General features: G+C 66.2%; 17 protein-coding genes. 4 read left to right on the plus strand and 13 right to left on the minus strand.

What is annotated here, in order from left to right; all coding sequences use genetic code 11:
- Positions 1 to 72: 72 nt before the first annotated feature.
- The 5 genes from AAG799_RS04635 to AAG799_RS04655 all read right to left on the minus strand — a co-directional run bounded on the left by AAG799_RS04635 (position 73) and on the right by AAG799_RS04655 (position 5,442).
- Positions 73 to 1,308, minus strand: a complete 1,236-nt coding sequence (locus AAG799_RS04635) for a pentapeptide repeat-containing protein (RefSeq protein WP_341894633.1) — start codon at positions 1,306 to 1,308, stop codon at positions 73 to 75.
- A 114-nt stretch (positions 1,309 to 1,422) separates the two neighbouring features.
- On the minus strand, positions 1,423 to 2,124 hold the full coding sequence (locus AAG799_RS04640) for an ATP12 family protein (RefSeq protein WP_341894634.1): 702 nt from the start codon (positions 2,122 to 2,124) through the stop codon (positions 1,423 to 1,425).
- 22 nt (positions 2,125 to 2,146) lie between these two features.
- Positions 2,147 to 4,219 carry an AsmA family protein gene (locus AAG799_RS04645; protein ID WP_341894635.1) on the minus strand — a complete coding sequence of 691 codons (2,073 nt, stop codon included), beginning with the start codon at positions 4,217 to 4,219 and terminating at the stop codon, positions 2,147 to 2,149.
- Positions 4,220 to 4,231: 12 nt separating this feature from the next.
- Positions 4,232 to 4,954, minus strand: coding sequence for an HAD-IA family hydrolase (locus tag AAG799_RS04650; protein WP_341894636.1), 723 nt, complete (start codon positions 4,952 to 4,954; stop codon positions 4,232 to 4,234).
- Positions 4,955 to 5,097: 143 nt separating this feature from the next.
- On the minus strand, positions 5,098 to 5,442 hold the full coding sequence (locus tag AAG799_RS04655) for a hypothetical protein (protein WP_341894637.1): 345 nt from the start codon (positions 5,440 to 5,442) through the stop codon (positions 5,098 to 5,100).
- A gap of 136 nt (positions 5,443 to 5,578) precedes the next feature.
- On the opposite strand from AAG799_RS04655, the gene queF reads away from it, so the two are divergent.
- Together queF and AAG799_RS04665 are read left to right on the plus strand one after the other, a co-directional pair.
- On the plus strand, positions 5,579 to 6,082 hold the full coding sequence (gene queF, locus AAG799_RS04660) for a preQ(1) synthase (RefSeq protein ID WP_341894638.1): 504 nt from the start codon (positions 5,579 to 5,581) through the stop codon (positions 6,080 to 6,082).
- Between the two features lie 10 nt (positions 6,083 to 6,092).
- The gene (locus AAG799_RS04665) at positions 6,093 to 6,902 is read left to right on the plus strand and encodes a hypothetical protein (protein WP_341894639.1); all 810 of its coding nucleotides are present in this window, start codon (positions 6,093 to 6,095) and stop codon (positions 6,900 to 6,902) included.
- Here AAG799_RS04665 and AAG799_RS04670 read toward each other — a convergent pair.
- The gene (locus tag AAG799_RS04670) at positions 6,877 to 7,497 is read right to left on the minus strand and encodes a cysteine hydrolase family protein (RefSeq protein ID WP_341894640.1); all 621 of its coding nucleotides are present in this window, start codon (positions 7,495 to 7,497) and stop codon (positions 6,877 to 6,879) included. The genes AAG799_RS04665 and AAG799_RS04670 overlap by 26 nt on opposite strands.
- Before the next feature lie 81 nt (positions 7,498 to 7,578).
- Between AAG799_RS04670 and AAG799_RS04675 the strand changes: the two genes are divergently transcribed.
- Complete coding sequence (locus AAG799_RS04675; RefSeq protein ID WP_341894641.1) at positions 7,579 to 8,448, plus strand: LysR family transcriptional regulator; 870 nt, start codon at positions 7,579 to 7,581, stop codon at positions 8,446 to 8,448.
- On the opposite strand, the gene AAG799_RS04680 is transcribed toward AAG799_RS04675, so the two are convergent.
- From AAG799_RS04680 to AAG799_RS04700, 5 genes are all read right to left on the minus strand, one after another.
- Complete coding sequence (locus AAG799_RS04680) at positions 8,445 to 9,776, minus strand: DUF3422 domain-containing protein (RefSeq protein ID WP_341894642.1); 1,332 nt, start codon at positions 9,774 to 9,776, stop codon at positions 8,445 to 8,447. The genes AAG799_RS04675 and AAG799_RS04680 overlap by 4 nt on opposite strands.
- Positions 9,761 to 10,744 (minus strand): RluA family pseudouridine synthase, encoded by a 984-nt coding sequence (locus AAG799_RS04685; RefSeq protein WP_341894643.1) that lies wholly within the window; start codon positions 10,742 to 10,744, stop codon positions 9,761 to 9,763. Before AAG799_RS04685 ends, AAG799_RS04680 begins: the two co-directional genes overlap by 16 nt.
- A gap of 31 nt (positions 10,745 to 10,775) precedes the next feature.
- Positions 10,776 to 11,150: a hypothetical protein gene (locus AAG799_RS04690; protein WP_341894644.1), complete on the minus strand. Its 375-nt coding sequence runs from the start codon at positions 11,148 to 11,150 to the stop codon at positions 10,776 to 10,778.
- Positions 11,151 to 11,293: 143 nt separating this feature from the next.
- Complete coding sequence (locus AAG799_RS04695; RefSeq protein WP_341894645.1) at positions 11,294 to 12,646, minus strand: replication-associated recombination protein A; 1,353 nt, start codon at positions 12,644 to 12,646, stop codon at positions 11,294 to 11,296.
- 2 nt (positions 12,647 to 12,648) lie between these two features.
- A complete protein-coding gene (locus tag AAG799_RS04700) occupies positions 12,649 to 14,043 on the minus strand; it encodes a Do family serine endopeptidase (RefSeq protein WP_341894646.1) in 1,395 nt (464 codons plus the stop codon).
- Between the two features lie 125 nt (positions 14,044 to 14,168).
- On the opposite strand from AAG799_RS04700, the gene AAG799_RS04705 reads away from it, so the two are divergent.
- Positions 14,169 to 14,624 carry a PAS domain-containing protein gene (locus AAG799_RS04705; RefSeq protein WP_341894647.1) on the plus strand — a complete coding sequence of 152 codons (456 nt, stop codon included), beginning with the start codon at positions 14,169 to 14,171 and terminating at the stop codon, positions 14,622 to 14,624.
- Between the two features lie 78 nt (positions 14,625 to 14,702).
- Here the strand turns inward: AAG799_RS04705 and rplQ are convergent, their stop codons facing one another.
- Positions 14,703 to 15,125 carry a 50S ribosomal protein L17 gene (gene rplQ, locus AAG799_RS04710; protein ID WP_341894648.1) on the minus strand — a complete coding sequence of 141 codons (423 nt, stop codon included), beginning with the start codon at positions 15,123 to 15,125 and terminating at the stop codon, positions 14,703 to 14,705.
- A gap of 38 nt (positions 15,126 to 15,163) precedes the next feature.
- Positions 15,164 to 16,180, minus strand: a complete 1,017-nt coding sequence (locus tag AAG799_RS04715) for a DNA-directed RNA polymerase subunit alpha (RefSeq protein ID WP_341894649.1) — start codon at positions 16,178 to 16,180, stop codon at positions 15,164 to 15,166.
- Between the last annotated feature and the right edge of the window lie 50 nt (positions 16,181 to 16,230).

Below are 16,230 nucleotides of genomic sequence, written 5' to 3' on the forward strand. Positions count from 1 at the left end.
TGCAAAAAGTCCTGCGATAAGGAGGATTTATCGGGGCTGATATATAAGCTGGCTGAGGATAACCCGCGCCGGTCAGACCTGTCGCTGCGGCATGCGCGCCTCGGTCAGGTCGGCGCCTTCCAGCAGGGCGCGCGACATATCGGCCTCATCCAGCCAGGCCTGCTTCAGCCGGGCACCACGCAGATCGGTACTGCGCAGCAGACTGCGCATCAGGTTGGCCGGGAAAGAGCGGTCGCCGCCCAGGATCAGCGGGCCCAGATCGGCATCGCGCAGATCAGCGCGGGTGAGCTGGGCGCCGGAGAGATTGGCGCCGCGCAGATCGGCGCCGCAGAGATTGCAGTCACGCAGATCGGCATCGGCCAGCTTGGCGCCCTGCAGCGAGGCGCGTTCCAGATTGAGGCCCTGCAGCACCGCTCCGTCCATGGTCGCGCCGGTCAGCACCAGGCCGGGCCGCGCACCGATCAGGCGCAGGTCTAGCCGGCTGAAATCGAACAGCCGGCCCTGACGGCCGCCGGTTTCGACCCACAGGCGATACAGACGGAAGGCTTCCTCGATCGGCACGCCGAGTTCGGCGAGCGGGCGGCCACGCAGCTTGTCGTCCAGCACGCCCTGCACATCGGCGCCGGTCATCATGGTGTTCTCGAATTTGACGCCGACCAGCACGGCGCCGCGCATCTGGGCGTCCTTGAGGTTGGCGCCGCTGAGATCGGCACCGGAGAGATTGGCGCCTTCGAGCCGCGCCGCCGTCAGGTTGGCGCGGGTCAGCACGCAGTTGACCAGCACCGCATCGGTGAAGTCGGTGCGCCCGGCCGCCACGCCGGTCATGTTGGCGCCGGTGAGATCGGCAGCCACCAGGCGCGCGCCACCGAGATCGACGGCGTCGTGATCGGGTTTCTTCAGCTGCATGTTGCCGCTGATATCGCGCTCGGCAATCACACCATCGCGCATGTCGGCATCCTGCAGCCGCGCACCGGTCAGGTCGGCGCCACGCAGGCTGGCGCCACGCAGGTCGGCGCGGTCCAGCCGCGCGCCATGCATCACCGCGCCGCGCAGATCGGCGCCGTAGAGCACGGCATTGCTCAGGTTGGTATCGGAGAAATTGGCTGATTGCAGGTTGCAGCCGGTGAAGTCGGCACCCGAGAGATCGGAACCCGCCATGGTCAGATGCGACAGGTCGCGGAACTGGAAAATAGCCCGCTTACCACCGGGCAACCGCTGGCGGTATTTTTCATGGTCGGCAATGGTGGCCAACAGCTCGCCGTAGCCAACCTTCGGCCGCTGTCGCTTGGGTGTGTCTATCGCTGCCATGTCGGACCCCCCGGCCGACATTGAGTCTCCGTATACAGGGAGTATAGCAGCGGATTCGCAGCAGGGTAGTAAAGCTTCGCTGACGAATCATGTTTGCAGCCAGCGGCGGCATGCCTAGTTACTGGTGCGTAACAATCCGAGAAATCGCCTGATGGCCTGCAGATCGGCGAGCAATCCGGTGCGCCGGGCTGCCGCCTCGGCATCCTCGCCCCAGCGCTCCGCCTGGTGCAGTTCGTCGATCAGGGCCATGCGATGGCCCACCTCGGCATCCAGCCTTCCGTCCAGCAGGGCCAGCCCCAGCACAACCGAGCCGGTGTTGGTGGTCGCCCAATGCAGGGCCGTCAGCCTGTAGGGGTCCAGGCCGGCGCAGATGCGCTCCAGCCGCGCCGGCAATTCCGCCGGCTGCGCCACCGCCATGATGCCGCTGGTGACGTTGAGCTGCACATCGTAGCGGTCGCGGAACCAGTCGAGCAGCGGTTGCCATTCCGCCGCCTGACGCTCGGCCAGGGCCGCCGGCTCGGTGGCGCGGTAGGACAGCAGATCGGTGCCGCCGTAGCGCACCACATCGTCGGTGGCATAGCGCGGATCGAGACTGACGCGGTCGATTGCCGTGGCGGCCAGCTGCATCAGCGGCATGGTGCTGGGCCGGATCTCGTCCTGCTGGGCCGCCCACTCCACCGCGATGGCTTCCGCCAGTGCGAGTGTGGGCAGGCGCATCTCGGCCTTGGCCGGCGTCTTCAGCAGACGGCCGTCGAGACGGATCACGGCACCATCGCCATCGGGCTCCGCCGTGGCGGTCTTGTAGAAACGCTTCATGACGCCGGCTTATAGCGGCGGGTCAGCGGCCCAGCAAGTTGCCCAGCCCGCGCCGCAGATTGTCGAGCGGCTTCTGTTCCTGCTGCGGCTGGGCGCTGTCTGCTGCCGGCTTGGCCGAAGACTGCGGCACCGGCCGGCCCTCGGCCAGAGCGACGGCCTTGGCACAGGCGGTGGCGGCATCGTCGCCGCCAGATCCCAGCGCCGGCGACAACAGCGCCAGCGGACCCAGCGCCGCAAAGCCGGCAGCGGCCCCGATCATCCCCTTGGCCAGCGCCGCCGTATCGGGCGTGAAGCTCGGATCGGCAAAGCTGCCGCGCACCCGCACCGGCGGCAGCGCCGCAGCCAGGCCGGTATCGCGCGAGGACGGTACCAGCCGCAGGTCGAGCTGCTCGGTGCCCAGATTGGCCGTGCCGTCGCCGGTCATGGTCATGCTGCCGGTCTCGGCCAGGATCGCCTTGGGCGTCATGATGCCATTCTTGAAATCGAGGCCGCTGACCACGCAATGCAGCTTGGTCTTGGCCGTGGCGCGACTGAGCGCCCCCACGGCATCGGCCAGACGCGGCAGCGCGGCGCGCACATATTCCTCTTTCAGCTCGCCCTCGCCCACCTTCAGCACCAGCTTGCCATTCAGGCCCGCCATCATCTGACGGATGGAAGTGGCACTGCTGCTGACATCGAGCACCAGATCGGTCGGCCCGCCGCGGCGCACGACATCGGTGATGCCGTTCTTCTGCAGATAGTCGCTCAGCACCACGCCCTTGCCATCCAGCTTGGCGGTCATGGACTTCGCCTTGCCATTGACGGTGATGTCGCCGCTGAGGGTGCCGCTGGCGAGATTGGCGATGGCGGGTTTGAGATTCAGCACGCCATCCTTCAGCGTCAGATTGACGGCCAGACCCTGCGCCTCCAGCATCGGCGCCTTGAACCGCTCGGCCTTGTAAGCCACCACCGCATCGGCGGCATTTAGGCCATCCAGCGGCAGCGGGTCGGCACTGAACAGGCGGCCGTCGGATTTCGGCGCCGCCGCCGGTTTTGCAGCGGCCGGCGCGCCGCCGGTAGCGGTCGGCTTGGCTGCACCATCCTTCGGCATCAGCTGGGTGACATCCATGCTCTTCGATGCCAGATCGAATTTCACCGCCGGTTTCGCGCCGGCCAGAGAGATCTCGCCGCTGCCGCCCAGGTCACTGTCGGCGATCTTCATGGCGATGTTGCTCAGGCCATAGCGCTGCGACCCGAGATCCTTCACCTCGGCCTGCAGGCTCATTGGCACCGCCGGCGCGGTGGCACCCGCCAGCGCGGCCAGCTTGGCCAGGTCAGGCGCCTCGGCGCTCAGCTTCAGTGCCAGTCCCTTGGCCTGCATAGGCTGCGCGATGCTGCCCTCCACACTGGCCTTGGCGCCCGGCAGGGTAACCGTCATCTTCACCGGCCAGGGCCGGCTCGGCGCCATCAGTTCCTCCAGACTGCCCAGCGTGCCATCCGCCGTGATGGCATTGCCGTCCACGGTGGCGACCAGCTTGGTGACAAGCTGACCCCCGCTGGCCTGCTTCACGGTGAATTCCGCCAGCGTCACATCGTTGTGGGCACCGGTCTGGGCATCGCGGAAGGCCAGCTTCACATTCTTCAGCGAGACATTCTCGATGGTGGGGATACTGCCGCTGCCCGATTGCGCGGCCGGTGCCGGTGTCTGGGGCTGTTGATGCGGGGCCGGCTTCTGGCCGGCGAAATCCCAGTTGGCCCGCCCCTGGCGATCCTTCTCCAGCAGGAGGTCGACATCATTCAGCACCAGGCTGTCGATCTTCACCTGACCGCCGATCAGGGCGATCAAGTCCACCTGCGCGGTGAACTCGCCGATGGTGGCCATCTGCGGCCGGGTGCCCCAGGCGGCATTGGCGAAGCTGACCCGCTTCACGCCGATGCCGAGCGGCCAAAAGCTGAGTTTCATATTCTCGGCGATGTCGAGCTTGCGGCCGGTCGCCTCTTCCACGGCGGCGACGATCTGCGGCTTGAAGCGGTTCACATCCACAGTCAGCACCGCGACCACGGCCGCCGCGATCAACAGTACAAGGATCGCCAGACCCCATTTCACGATACGCATGCGGCACCTCCCTCAGGCAGCTGAAGAAGACCGGGCCGTCAGTTCGACCGCCAGATCCGGAAGTTCTCCGAAGTCTTTGATTATCTTTACTGCCCCGGCTTTGAGCAGAATCTGTTCGTCATGGTAGCCCCAGGCCACGCCGATGGCCGGAACGCCGGCATTGCGCGCCATCTCCATGTCGTAAGTGGTATCGCCGACCACGATTGTCGAGGCCGCCACGGCCCCGGTTTCCGCCATGGCCTGCAACACCATGTCGGGTGCGGGCTTGCCGGCGGGAACCACATCGCAGGTCTGCAGGGTAACGAAACGTTCGGTCAGGCCATGTGTCGCCAATGTAAAATTCAGACCGCGCCGCGCCTTGCCGGTGGCGACACCGAGCAGGAAGCCGCCGGCTTCCAGCCGGTCCAGCACCGGCACCAGGCCGGGGAACAGCGGCTCCTCATGGTCGGGCTCAAGCCGCTGGGCCACCGCCGCCACCTTGTAAGCCTCGACAACCGCTCCGAGGGCGTTCAGCCCGAAGGGCAGCAGCAGGCGCTCGATCGCCACCTCCAGCGGCAGCCCCACCGTGCGGCGGACGCTGTCGGGCTCGGGCAGGCCGAGGCCGTTGGCGGCAAAGGCGCTGTGCATGGCGCTGACGATGTGGTGCTGGCTGTCGACCAGAGTGCCGTCGCAGTCGAAGATCACCAGTCTGGGCGGCTCGAAACCGGCACCGGATACGGAAACAGGGCGTGTCATGGCGGCAGAATCGCACGGCCGGCCCGGCGCCTCAACCACTCTCAGGGGTGGAAATTTAGACTTCGAATTCCTCCAGGAACCAAGAAAAAAGGCCCCCGTCCTGTAACGGGGGCCCCGGTGTATTCTGATCTGACGCCACGGCGTCAGTTGATCGCCTTCTTGGCGTCGCGGGCCTTCTCATCCTTCTTGGCCACATCTTTCTTGGCCTGGTCCTTCTTGGCATCGGCTTTCTTCAGATCGGCCTTGGTTTCGGCCTTCTTGGCATCGACCTTGGACGCATCCGCCTTGTTGTGCTCGGCCTTCTTGGTCTGGCCTACCGTGGGCGTCGCCGGCGTGGCCGGCGTGGCGGCACCGGACACGCTCGGCTGGGCCGGGGTCGCGGGGGTCGCCGGGCTGGCGGTCTGGGCAAAGGCACCACCGGTGGCGCCGAGCGCCAGCGCGCTGGCAACGGTGATGGCGGTAGCAAGAGTTTTGAAACGCAGAGTCATTGTATGCCTCCTGGGGCAAAAGTGCTGGCCGGTGCATCCGCCCGGATGCCTCATGGCCGGCACAGGTGAAACACTGATGCCGGATCGTGGCGGCACAGGGATGCAATCAAGGTATTGTTGTGGCAGATAGGAACCTATGAAAAAGCCGAAAAAGACCCCCGCTCCCGCCCTGACCCGACGCGCGGCCTCGGCCGCCGGCCTCACCCAGCTCGGCCATGCGACCAGGCAGCCGGCCAGCCCCGACGAGGCCGTGCTGGAAACCGTGGCCAACCCGCAGCCGGGCGTCACCTACCTGATCCGCTTCACCCAGCCGGAATTCACCAGCCTGTGCCCGATGACCGGCCAGCCCGATTTCGCCCATCTGGTGATCGACTATGTGCCTAACCGGCAGATCGTTGAATCGAAATCGCTGAAGCTGTTCCTCAACAGCTTCCGCAATCACGGCGCCTTCCACGAAGACTGCACGGTGAGCATCGCCAAGCGCCTGGTCGCCGCGATGCAGCCGCGCTGGCTGCGCATCGGTGGCTACTGGTATCCGCGCGGCGGCATGCCGATCGATGTGTTCTATCAGACCGGCAAGCCGCCGGCAGACCTGTGGCTGCCGGACCAGGGCGTCGCTTCCTATCGCGGCCGCGGATAACATCATCACCATGACCCGCGTTGCGTTCGCTCTGCTGCTGCTCGCCGGTCTGACCGGCTGCGGCGTCGAGACCAGCGTGCGCGACCTCAACAAAAGCCTGTACCGCACCTTCGGCGGCGGCAGCGATGCGCGCCAGCGGCCGGTGGATACCAGCAGCAGCGCCGGCACGCCGTGTTTCAGTGCCGAGACCGGCCTGCTCTACACCAGCCAGACCGGTCGCTGTGCGCCCGGCTATGCCGCCATCGGCATCGATCAGGCCACACAGCAGTTCCAGGCCTCCACCCAGCGTGCGCCGGTCGCCGGCCGTGGCGCACCGGAGATCGCAGCGGCACCGTCCCGCAGCGTGGCACCGGCCACGGCCGGCGCAGTGGGCGCCGTGCCGCAATCCAACACCCCGCCATCGGGCCCCGGTGGCACGCCCAGCCAGCCCTATCGCAGCAACGAAGCGCGCGTCGGCGAAGGCATTTTCGCGCTCTGCTACAACGACAGTTCAGGCCATGTCTTCGAGGCGCCCAGCTGCCCGCCGGGCAGCCGCTGGATCAACAGCGACGAGGCCGAGCTGCTACAGCGCGCGCAGCTGGCCGAGGCCTCATGGTGCTTCTTCCCCGGCCGCAGCGTGCTGTATCGCAGCCGCGCCTGCCGGCCGGGTGATCAGAAGCTGAACGTGGCCGAGGCCGACCGCGTGTGGGACACGCTGCCGGCCGACCGCCGTACACGGGCGCGGCCATCCGCCACCGGTGGCGGCGTGATGCCGGTGCCTGCGATGGATGCCGCGCCGCGCGGCGGCGTGAACGCTACGCCGCTGCCCGCGCCGCGATAGCCGCCGCATCCGGGATCACCAGCGCAAAGCGGTCATTCAGCGCCGCCAGCGTAATGCGGTGCATCTCGGTCGCCGCAATCGTGCCGGCCCCGGTCGGATCGGGCAGATCGCGATCGGCACAGGCCGAGGCCACCACCACACCGCGATAGCCATGATCGATGGCGCTGCGCGCCGTGGCGCTGATGCACATATGGGTCTGGAAACCGGCGATGATCAGATCGCTGCGGCCCAGATCCTTCAGCACCGCATCCAGATCGGTCTTGGCAAAGCTGTTGGGCAGACCCTTGGTGACGATGCGCTCGCCATCCTTCGGCTGTACGCCGGCAATGAAATCAGCCTTCGGACCCTCGGGGTTGAACAGCGCGCCGCCCGGGCGGCCGTGATGGCGCACATGCACGACCGGCGCGCCATTGGCGCGCGCTGCCGCCAGCAGCCTGCCGATCTCGGCCACTGCCGCGTCCATGCCGGTGAGCGGCAGGCCGCCATCGGCGAGATATTCATTCTGGTGATCGACCAGCAGAAGGGTGGACTTTTCCCAGGCCACCGGGATGCCGGCGGCACCGGCCATTTCGAGCAGGGTCTTCGGGCGGGTCATTTTGCATACTCCAGACAGGACACCGTACAGGTACCGGTTTAGCCGCTGGCGCCCTCTGTGCATATTCCATAAGATCGCGCCATGGCTTTGCAAAAACGCACAGATGATCTCGACTGGAACGACCTGCGCTATGTGCTGGCCCTGGCCCGTCATGGCAGCCTGTCGGCCACGGCCCGTTTTCTGAAGGTCAATCACGCAACGGTGTCTCGGCGCATCGCCGCGCTGGAGGAAACGCTGGAACTGACGCTGTTCGAGCGCCGGGCGCGCGGCTATGTGCTGACCCCGGCCGCTGCCCCGGTGCTGGCCGCCGCCGAACAGATCGAGGCGCCGCTGCTGCGGCTCGGTCGTCTGGGCGATGCCAGTCGCGGCGAACAGATTTCCGGCACCGTGCGCATCACCTGCACCGAGGGCGTTGCCAGCCACACGATTGCGCCACAGCTGACCGGCCTGCGACAGCGCTGGCCGGCGCTGCAGATCGAGATCGCTGTCGAGCATCGCTCGCTCAGCCTGGCGCGGCGCGAGGCCGATATCGCGATCCGCTGGGCCCGGCCCAAGACCGGCGAACTCTATGCCAGCCGCCTGGGCGCCGTGCCCTACCGGCTGTTCCGCAATCCGGCGGCACCGGACCGCACTGCTGTCGCGGCCTTCGATGAAAGCCTGGCCGATCTGCCGGAATCGCTGTGGCTGAAAAAGTCAGGGCTGAAGCAGATGATCCGCAGCAACAGCATGCTGCCGCTGGTGGCCGCCGCCCGCGCCGGCGCCTGTGCCGTGCTGCTGCCGGAATATATCGCGGGGCAGTATCCCGAACTGGTGGCCGAGCCGGGCAAGCCGCCGGTGACGCGGGAATTATGGCTGGTGCTGCATCGCGATCTGCGCAACACGCCACGCGTGCGCGCGGTGGCGGATTACCTGGCAGACGGGATCAAGCGCGCGCTGCGTCAACCCGCCTAGTGCAGGCCTTCCTTCTGCAGCGAGCGGCGGAAACGCCGCAGGCCCCACCAGACCAGCAGCGCTACCACCGGGATTGCCACGCCGATGGCGATTTCCTTGTCGACCGGCAGGCCGACCGCATGCAGCGCCTGCGCCGCATAGCCGACCAGGCCGACCACATAATAGGTGATGGCAGCGACCGACAGGCCCTCGACGGTTTCCTGCAGGCGCAGCTGCAGCCGCGAGCGCTGGTTCATCGTATCGAGCAGACCGACATTCTGCCGCTCCAGCGCGACATCGACGCGGGTGCGCAGCAGGTTGGCCATGCGGGTGGCACGACGGGAGAGGCCCTCGATCCGTTCGGCCATGGTGATGCAGGTGCGCATCGCCGGTGAAAGCCGCCGCTCCATGAATTCGCCGATGGTGGGCATGCCTTCGATGCGGGTCTCGCGCAGCTCGGCGATGCGGCGTTCGACCAGCGCGTGATAGGCCCGCCCGGCGCCGAAGCGATAGGGCGTTTCCACCGCCAGGGTCTCGACCTCGGCGGCGAGCCCGGCCAGTTCGAGCAGCAGGCTCTGCTCGCTTTCATGCTCGACATCGACCATGCGGCCGGACAGTTTCGCCAGCCCCTGCTCCAGCGCAGTAATGCGCGGCGCCACCTGCTGCGCCAGCGGCAGTGCCAGCAGCGCCATCATGCGATAGGTCTCGATATCCAGCAGGCGCATGACGATGCGGCCCCGCTGGGCATCGGTAAGCGCGCCGCCATGCAGCACGAAGCGCACGGCATCATCGGCGCCCAGATGGAAATCGGTCCAGACCGTGGCGTGATCGCTGGCCACCCGGCTCGCCACCATGGTCGGGCCATCGAAAATGCTTTCCAGTTCCGCCTGCCCCGGCACGGCCTCGCCGGCATCCAACACGGTGACATCGGCCGCCACCATCAGCCTGCCCGGCAGCGCATCGAGCCAGCCGGCCGGCAGCGGCAGGTCCGTGGCGGGACGATCCAGCGGCGTGCCGGCGCTGCGCGGCAGATACAGCGTGTAGGTCGAGAATTCGGTGCGCCGCTCCCAGATCAGGTGTCCGGCCCCCGACAGGGCAACGGCGACATGCTTGGTGCCCAGCTCGGGCTCGGCCATGCCGCAGCTGCGGCACAGGGCCGCGAGATGGGCATGTTCGGCGGCGCCATCTTCCGGTTTCAGCATCATGGCGAGATGCAGCACGCGGGCCGGCGCCGCGAGCGGCAGCGGCGGCCGAGCATGCACCTCGGCAGCCAAGCCGGCGCGCAGCGGGTGCGCGCGGCCCCGCAGATCGTCGGGCAACAATGGCGGCGGGGTTATTCTTCCAGCCATGCGTCGGCGCTCTTGTCGAGCGTGAGACCGAGGAAGTCCCAGGTGGCGGCCATATGCGGCGGCAGCGGCGCGCGGATTTCCAGCTTGCCGCCATCGGGATGCGCCAGCTTGATGCCGCGCGCATGCAGATGCAGCTTGCGGCTGACGCCACCGGTGAGGAAAGCTTCGGCACCGCCGTATTTGCCGTCGCCGACAATCGGCGTTCCGATGGCGGCGGCATGCACGCGCAGCTGATGCGTGCGCCCGGTGAGCGGCGCCATGCCGAGCCAGGCAGCGCGGCGGCCGGCTGTTTCGATGGTGCGATAGAGCGTGACGGCATTCTTGCCATCTTCCTCATCCGCCACCATGCGTTCGCCGGCGGCACCGGGCAGCTTGGACAGCGCCAGCTCGATCTTGCCCATGCGCTGGATCGGCACGCCCATCACCAGCGCCCAGTAGAGCTTGTGCGCATCGCGCTTGCGCAGGGCCTCGGCCAGTTTCGCCGCGGCCGAGGCAGTGCGCGCCAGCAGCAGCACGCCGGAGGTGTCCTTGTCCAGGCGATGCACCAGGCGCGGCCGTTCGGCATTGCCGAATTTCAGGAAGCCGAGCAGGCCATCCAGATGCTCGGTCAGGCCGGTACCGCCCTGGGTGGCCAGGCCGGCCGGCTTGTTCAGCACGATGACGGCGTCGTCCTTGTGCAGGACGGCGGCTTCCAGCTCGGCAATGCGCTCCGGGCTGGCCTTGGCCGGCTTGGAGACACGGGGCTCATCGTCCTTGGGCGGATCACCGAGCGGCGGAATGCGGATCGCCTGGCCGACCTCGAGCCGGGTCGCCGCCTTGGCACGGCCGCCATCGATGCGGACCTGGCCGGTGCGCAGCAACTTTTCCAGCTTGGCATGGCCGAGCCAGGGGAAATGGCGCTTGAACCAGCGGTCAAGGCGCAGGTCGGCTTCGTCGGCACCGACGGTACGGGTGGTAACCTGAGACATGGGGATACTCTACGGTGTGATGACGGACCTGTCAGCGCCAGACACGGCGCACGCGGTCCTGTTCCTTGGGTTCTTCCTGGACCGGCGGCGGGTTGGCGGCGCGCTCGCGGGCCTTCTCCGCCTGACGGTCGATCCATTCCTGGCGCATATTCTCATGGCCTTCGATCGACTGCACCTCAAGCTCGCATTCCTGCGCCGCGCTGAACAGAATCTGCTTTGTCACGTTCTTGTACTGCGCCAGCTTGGCATAGAAGCAGTCTTCGCGCTTCGGCACGCTGCCCGGCGTGTAGAAAACCTGTTCCTTCGGCGCGAGAACCATAAAACTGTAGAGTCCCGCTGCGACCAGTAGCAGCAGGGCAAGCAAGCCAACGACACTCAGCTTCTGCAACACGGAGAAGCGCTCCATGAATGAGGCCAATGGCGTCTTGGCCGACGATCTGCTGAGAGGCTGTGCCATTGTTTTGAGTTTATACCATAATTATTGACGGGTCAGCGTAAGAGCTTGGTTAACGTTGCCCGTGCCGCGAGTAAAGCGAGCCGGTTCTACGTTCAGGCTTCGTCATCCTGACGACGGCTGCGCAGCTTCTGCCAGTAGTCGAGTCGCTTGATGATGTCGCGCTCAAAGCCGCGCTCGACCGGGCGATAAAAAGTCTGCCGTTCCATGCCGTCAGGGAAATAGTTCTGCCCGGAAAAGCCTTCGGCCGTGTCGTGGTCGTAAGCATAGCCGGCGTTGTAGCCCATCTGCTTCATCATCTTGGTCGGCGCATTGAGAATATGCATCGGCGGCATCAGCGAGCCGTGTTCGCGGGCAGCACGCTTGGCGCCGCTCTCGGCCTTGTAGGCGGCATTCGATTTCGGCGCGGTGCCGAGATAGATCACCGCCTGCACCAGGCCGAGCTCGCCTTCGGGCGAACCGAGGAAATCATACATGTCCTTGGCGGCCAGTGCCTGCAGCAGCGCGTTCGGATCGGCCATGCCGATATCCTCGGCGGCAAAGCGCACCAGCCGGCGCAGGATGTAGAGCGGGTCTTCGCCACCCACCAGCATGCGCGCCATCCAGTAGAGCGCGGCATCGACATCGGAGCCGCGCAGCGACTTATGCAGTGCGGAGATCAGGTTGTAATGCTCGTCCTGGGTCTTGTCGTAAAGCGGCGCGCGTTTCTGCAGGGTTTCGGCCAGCCGCGCGGGATCGAGCGGCACGGTGTCGGCCGGCAGGGTATAGATCTGCTCGGCCATGTTGAGCAGATAGCGGCCATCGCCATCGGCCATGGCGCGCAGGGCGGCGCGGGCCTCGACGCTCAACGGCAGGGCGCGGTTCTCGATGGTTTCGGCGCGCTGCAGCAGGGATTCGAGCGCCGCATCATCAAGCCGGTGCAGCACCACGACGGAAGAGCGCGAGAGCAGCGCCGAGTTGAGCGCGAAGCTGGGATTCTCGGTGGTGGCGCCGACCAGCACCACGGTGCCGTCTTCCACATAGGGCAGGAAGCCATCCTGCTGCGCGCGGTTGAAGCGATGGATTTCATCGACGAACAGCAGCGTCGCCTTGCCGGTAGCACGACGCGCGCGCGCGGTCTCGAATACCTTGCGCAGATCGGCGACGCCGGAAAACACCGCCGAGAGCGGCGCGAATTCCAGTCCGGTCGCATCGGCCAGCAGGCGGGCAATCGAGGTCTTACCGGTGCCCGGCGGGCCCCAGAGGATCAGGCTGGCGAGCTTTTTCGCCTGCACCATGCGGGCCAGCGGCCCCTCGCCCTGCAGCAGATGATCCTGGCCGATGATGTCTGCGAGCGTGCGCGGCCGCAGGCGGTCGGCCAGCGGCGCCACGGCTGAGGCATCCATGCCGGCGGCAACGAACAGGCTTTCGCCGGTGCCCCCCGCTGCAGGATCGCCCCGCTTGGCCATGCTCAGCCCCGCACCGAGAAGGACAGCAGCTGCTTGTTCCGCCGCAGCACCACGGTCCACTGGCTGCTGCCCTGCAACAGGCCCTGCAAGCCCTTCGCATCGGACACATCGCGGTCGTTGATTTTGACGATCACATCGCCCGGCCGCACGCGCAGCCGGTTGGCCGGCGAGCCCGGCACGATCTCGGTGACGATGACGCCGCGCATCAGCGTATCGACGCCCAGCTCCTCGGCGAAAGCCGGCGACAGATTGCCGACGGTGGCGCCGGCAAGCGGCTGGTTGCCGCTCAGCCGGGTCAGATCGCGCGGCGGCAGTTCGGGCGCATCCTGCAGGGCGATTTTCAGCGCCACGCGCTGGCCGCGCCGCTGCACATCCAGGGCGGCCGTCTCACCCAGCTTGCGGGTGGCGATGCGGAAGCGCAGCGCCTGCGGATCGTTGACCTCGCGGCCATCGATCGCCAGCACCACATCGCCTGCCTTCAGGCCGGCCCGATCAGCCGGACCGCCGCGATACACTTCCCCGACCAGCACGCCATTGGGCCGCGGCATGCCGAGCCCCTGGGCGATCTCGCTGGTCACCACTTCGCCACTGGCGCCGAACCACGGCCGCCGGATGCCCTTGCCCGCCATGGCGCTGGCGACGGTCGAGGACACCAGATTGGCCGGGATGGCGAAGCCGATGCCGATCGAGCCGCCAGAGCGCGAGAAGATCGCCGTGTTGATGCCGGCCAGCTTGCCATCCATGCCCAGCAGCGCGCCGCCGGAATTGCCCGGGTTGATCGCCGCATCGGTCTGAATGAAAGACTGCGCGGTCAGGTCGTCGGAGATGGCGCGACCGACAGCCGAGATGATCCCCTGGGTCACGGTCTGGCCGACGCCAAAGGGATTGCCGATGGCCAGCACCAGATCGCCGACCTGCAGCTCGTCGGAATCGCGGAATTCCAGATACGGCAATGTCTCGCCGCGGGTATCGATACGCAGCACGGCGAGATCCGAACGCGGATCGGCGGCAATCACCCTGGCCTCGAATTCGCGCCGGTCGCTCAGCGCGACAACGATCTCGGTGGCGCCGTCGATCACATGGTTGTTGGTGACGATGACGCCCTCGGCATCGACGATGACGCCGGAGCCCAGCGACTGGGCGACGCGCTCACGCGGCGGACCGAAGGGCGCCTGGTCACCGAAAAAGCGGCGGAAGAACGGATCGTCGAACAGCGGCGAGCGCGGCTGCGCCACCTTCTCCACCCGTCGCGTGTAGACATTGACCACCGCCGGCGCCGCATGCTGCACCAGCGGCGCAAAGCTGAGCTGGATCTCGGTGCGGCTGGCCGGCAGGCGGTTCTGGGTCTGCTGGGCCGAGGCGATGAAGGGAACCAGCGCCACCAAGGTGGTGAGCACCAGTGCGAGGAATCCGCGGGAGGCTGAGGGGCGTATCATGGTTCCGGTTAGATAGGGATGTTTGCAAAGTGTTTTCAATGGGGAGCCTGTGTTGGCGAACGGATTAACTCCGTATTCACGCCTTGGTGGCGATTCTCCCTACCATGGAACTCGACAAGCCGACTCTGAGACAGCTGCACAGCTACTGGGACACCAAACGGGCCGGCCGCCCCTATCCGGGGCGCGAGGATATCGATCCGCTCGACCTGCGCTTCGTGATCGGCAGCCTGCTGCTGGTGGATATCGAGCCGGCACCCCTGCGCTTCCGCTACCGCCTGTTCGGTACCGATATCGCCCAGCGCCAGGGCTTCGACATGACCGGCAAATACCTGGACCAGCATCCCTGGCCTGAACTGGCCGCCATGGCCCGCCAGACCTATATCAGCGTGATGGAAAGCCATCAGCCGGCCCTGATCCAGCGCCGCGGCCTGGTCGGCGAGCAGTATGTCTCTCATCAGTCGCTGGTGCTGCCGCTCGGGCATGCCACGGTGGAGATGCTGCTGATCGGCGTGGTGTTCACGCCGCAGACCGAGACGGACTGACACGCAAATCCGGCACTCAAATGAAAACGGCGGCCCGGAAACCGGACCGCCGTTTCAAAGGATGGTGACGTCAGCCGATCAGGCTGCCGCTTCGGCCTCGGCGGCTTCCTGCACCGGGCCCGAATCCAGGCCCTTGGCGGCGGGATCGCGATCCACCAGCTCGACCACGGCCATCGGCGCGGCATCGCCATAGCGGAAGCCGGCCTTCAGCACGCGGCTGTAGCCGCCCTTGCGGTCGGCATAGCGGGTGTTGAGCGTGGAGAACAGCTTGTCCACCGCTGCCTTCTCCGGCAGGAAGGACAGCGCCTGGCGACGCGCATGCAGATCACCGCGCTTGCCGAGCGTGATCAGCTTGTCGATCAGCGGCTTCAGCTCTTTGGCCTTGGGCAGCGTGGTCGTGATCTGCTCATGCTTGATCAGCGAAGCAGCCATGTTACCGAACATGGCGCGACGATGAGCGCTGGTCTTATTGAGTTTGCGGCCGGCATTACGGTGGCGCATAGGGACTCTCCTCGATCTTCTTCTTTAGGCGGGCAGGATCAGTACTGATCCTGCAGCTTCTTCGCCAGTTCCTCGATATTCTCCGGCGGCCAGTTGGGGACATGCATACCGAGATGCAGACCCATCTGAGCCAGAACTTCCTTGATCTCGTTAAGCGACTTGCGGCCGAAATTCGGCGTCCGCAGCATCTCCGCCTCGGTCTTCTGGATCAGATCACCGATATAGACGATGTTGTCGTTCTTCAGGCAGTTGGCCGAACGCACCGACAGTTCCAGCTCGTCGACGCGACGCAGCAGGTTCGGATTGAATTCCGGCTCGCTGGTGATCTTCTCGCGGCTCTCGGCCTTCGGCTCTTCGAAGTTGATGAAGAGCTGCAGCTGATCCTGCAGGATACGGGCGGCGTAGGCCACCGCGTCTTCCGGCTTGATCGCGCCGTTGGTCTCGAGCTGCATGGTCAGCTTGTCATAGTCGAGAATCTGGCCCTCACGGGTGTTCTCGACCTTGTAGGAGACCTTGCGCACCGGGCTGTACAGCGCATCGACCGGGATCAGGCCGATCGGCGCATCTTCCGGACGGTTGGCCGAGGCCGGCACATAGCCCTTGCCGGTTTCGACGGTCAGTTCCATGCGGATGGTGGCGCCGGCATCGAGCGTGCAGAGCACGTGATTCGGATCCATGACTTCGATGTCATGGCCGGTCTCGATCATCTTGGCGGTGACTTCGCACGGACCCTGCGCATTCAGATGCATGCGCTTGGGGCCTTCGCCGTGCATCTTGAGCGCCATCGACTTGATGTTCAGGACGATGTCGGTGACGTCTTCACGCACGCCCGGGATCGACGAGAATTCATGCAGCACGCCATCGATCTTGATGGACGTGACGGCGGCGCCCTGCAGCGACGACAGCAGCACGCGACGCAGCGCGTTGCCCAGGGTAAGACCGAAGCCGCGCTCCAGCGGTTCGGCGACAATGGTGGCAGTCCGGCCCGGCACGGCGCCCGGCTCGATCACCAGCTTGTTCGGCTTAATCAGATCGGTCCAATTCTTCTGGATCACCTGTAACCTCGTTCGGTTGCGGCGGGAACTAAGCAACTCTCCGCCTAGAC

Origin of the sequence: Ferrovibrio terrae (assembly GCF_943371255.1) — a bacterium.
In the GTDB taxonomy this organism is placed as follows: Bacteria; Pseudomonadota; Alphaproteobacteria; order Ferrovibrionales; family Ferrovibrionaceae; genus Ferrovibrio; species Ferrovibrio terrae_B.

What these genes read in the sequence shown, in the direction of transcription:
- AAG799_RS04635 (WP_341894633.1), bottom strand. Translation starts at nt 1,308, where the DNA reads ATGGCAGCGATAGACACACCCAAGCGACAGCGGCCGAAGGTTGGCTAC.
- AAG799_RS04640 (WP_341894634.1), bottom strand. Translation starts at nt 2,124, where the DNA reads ATGAAGCGTTTCTACAAGACCGCCACGGCGGAGCCCGATGGCGATGGT.
- AAG799_RS04645 (WP_341894635.1), bottom strand. Translation starts at nt 4,219, where the DNA reads ATGCGTATCGTGAAATGGGGTCTGGCGATCCTTGTACTGTTGATCGCG.
- AAG799_RS04650 (WP_341894636.1), bottom strand. Translation starts at nt 4,954, where the DNA reads ATGACACGCCCTGTTTCCGTATCCGGTGCCGGTTTCGAGCCGCCCAGA.
- AAG799_RS04655 (WP_341894637.1), bottom strand. Translation starts at nt 5,442, where the DNA reads ATGACTCTGCGTTTCAAAACTCTTGCTACCGCCATCACCGTTGCCAGC.
- queF (WP_341894638.1), top strand. Translation starts at nt 5,579, where the DNA reads ATGAAAAAGCCGAAAAAGACCCCCGCTCCCGCCCTGACCCGACGCGCG.
- AAG799_RS04665 (WP_341894639.1), top strand. Translation starts at nt 6,093, where the DNA reads ATGACCCGCGTTGCGTTCGCTCTGCTGCTGCTCGCCGGTCTGACCGGC.
- AAG799_RS04670 (WP_341894640.1), bottom strand. Translation starts at nt 7,497, where the DNA reads ATGACCCGCCCGAAGACCCTGCTCGAAATGGCCGGTGCCGCCGGCATC.
- AAG799_RS04675 (WP_341894641.1), top strand. Translation starts at nt 7,579, where the DNA reads ATGGCTTTGCAAAAACGCACAGATGATCTCGACTGGAACGACCTGCGC.
- AAG799_RS04680 (WP_341894642.1), bottom strand. Translation starts at nt 9,776, where the DNA reads ATGGCTGGAAGAATAACCCCGCCGCCATTGTTGCCCGACGATCTGCGG.
- AAG799_RS04685 (WP_341894643.1), bottom strand. Translation starts at nt 10,744, where the DNA reads ATGTCTCAGGTTACCACCCGTACCGTCGGTGCCGACGAAGCCGACCTG.
- AAG799_RS04690 (WP_341894644.1), bottom strand. Translation starts at nt 11,150, where the DNA reads ATGGAGCGCTTCTCCGTGTTGCAGAAGCTGAGTGTCGTTGGCTTGCTT.
- AAG799_RS04695 (WP_341894645.1), bottom strand. Translation starts at nt 12,646, where the DNA reads ATGGCCAAGCGGGGCGATCCTGCAGCGGGGGGCACCGGCGAAAGCCTG.
- rplQ (WP_341894648.1), bottom strand. Translation starts at nt 15,125, where the DNA reads ATGCGCCACCGTAATGCCGGCCGCAAACTCAATAAGACCAGCGCTCAT.